The sequence below is a fragment of the Protofrankia sp. Cr1 genome, assembly GCF_963555865.1.
GTDB lineage: Bacteria > Actinomycetota > Actinomycetes > Frankiales > Frankiaceae > Protofrankia.
The window spans coordinates 23,694-25,405 of sequence record NZ_CAUVXO010000040.1 but is presented as its reverse complement, the minus strand read 5'-3'; the positions used below and the strand labels follow the sequence as shown (position 1 = coordinate 25,405).

Sequence of the window (1,712 nt, the reverse complement as noted above, 5' to 3'; positions counted from 1 at the left end):
CCTCCAGTGTGACAGGTTCGTCCAGGCTACGGGGCCGGTCGTGCTGCGCGGTAGACATGCGGTATGGGGCACAGCGGGTGGGGATCAGGCCGGTACAGCGATGTGGGGGAGCTGCTCGCCGGCGATCGGGCGCATGTGTGGCATCCGTACGCGTCGGTGACCGACCCGCTGCCGGTGTTCCCGGTAGCGTCGGCGGCCGGGGTGCGGCTGCGGCTGGCCGACGGCCGGGAGCTGATCGACGGGATGTCGTCGTGGTGGGCCGCGATTCACGGATACGCCCACCCGGTCCTCGACCAGGCCATCCGTGCCCAGCTCGACGACATGGCGCATGTGATGTTCGGGGGACTCACCCACGCCCCCGCGGTGACGCTCGCGCAGACTCTGGTCGCGATCACCCCGGCACCGCTGGCAAAGGTGTTCTTCAGCGACTCCGGGTCGGTCGCCGTCGAGGTGGCGATCAAGATGGCGTTGCAGTACGCGCGGGGGACCGGACGGCCCGGGCGGACGAGACTGCTCACCGTCCGCCGTGGGTACCACGGTGATACATCCGGCGCCATGGCCGTATGCGACCCCGACACCGGCATGCATCACCTGTTCACCGGTCTGCTCCCGCGTCACCTGTTCGCGCCGGCACCGCGACCGCGTTTCGACGAACCCTGCGCCGAGCACGATGTCGCCGACATCGCCCGGTTGCTCGACCAGCACCAGCACGAGATCGCCGCTGTGATCGTCGAGCCGGTCGTTCAGGGAGCCGGGGCGATGCGCTTCTACGCGCCCGGCTGGCTCACTCGCCTGCGTGAGCTGTGCGACGCCCACGGCGTCCTGCTGATTGCGGACGAGATCGCCACCGGTTTCGGTCGGTCGGGGGAGCTGTTCGGCTGCGACCACGCCGGGATCAGCCCAGACATCATGTGTGTGGGAAAGGCCATGACCGGCGGCTACCTGTCGATGGCCGCGACCGTGTGCACGGATGAGGTGGCACGTGGGGTGTGCGCGTCCGAGGCGGGCGCGTTCATGCACGGGCCGACGTTCATGGGTAACCCGCTGGCCGCGGCTGTCGCGAACGCCAGTATCGACCTGCTGTCGGCGAGCCCGTGGCGACAGCGTGTTCGTGATCTTCAAGTCTGGTTGGAACAGGGGCTGGCGCCCGCTCGCGAGCTTGCCGGTGTCGCCGACGTCCGGACGCTCGGCGCGATCGGGGTGATCGAGACCCGCGAACCCGTGGATCTGCGGGTGATCCAGCCGTTGCTGGTGGAGCTGGGGGTCTGGGTCCGCCCCTTCGGCCGGCTCGTCTACGCGATGCCGCCGTACGTCATGACGTGTCCCGACGTGGCCGCTCTGACCGCGGCGATGGTCGAGGCGGTCGCTCGCACAACCGGTTGATCGACTCGCTCGTCCACACGCTGACCTGCGCGAACAGGTTGTCGGGGGGATGGGGGCGTGGTGCGGATCGGTTCGCCCCTACACATCGCCCGACGGCCTGCATGTCGGGACATCATCGAAAGTGGTTGCGGTTGCGGGTCGATCCTTCGTACTCTTTGTTTCCAAGGGCGCACTGTGAGTAATAGACCGGGACGGGTCGAACCGGGACGGAGCGATCGAGGAAGGTCAACCCCAGATGATGTCACGCATTGCGTTACCTCCGCACGTGAGAATGACGCACTCTGCCGGAACAGCTGACCCTCTTGGAACGGTTGATTCGGCTAAAACGG

The 1,712-nt window shown here is 67.6% G+C and carries 1 protein-coding gene; it reads left to right on the top strand.

The genetic code is table 11. The features are described from left to right. Nucleotides 1-63 precede the first annotated feature (63 nt). On the top strand, nt 64-1,383 hold the full coding sequence (bioA, locus tag U9980_RS06220) for an adenosylmethionine--8-amino-7-oxononanoate transaminase (RefSeq protein ID WP_322753622.1): 1,320 nt from the start codon (nt 64-66) through the stop codon (nt 1,381-1,383). The last annotated feature ends 329 nt before the right edge of the window (nt 1,384-1,712 follow it).

Excerpts from the sequence above, each read along its gene's own strand:
- bioA (WP_322753622.1), top strand. The coding sequence starts at position 64 with ATGGGGCACAGCGGGTGGGGATCAGGCCGGTACAGCGATGTGGGGGAG.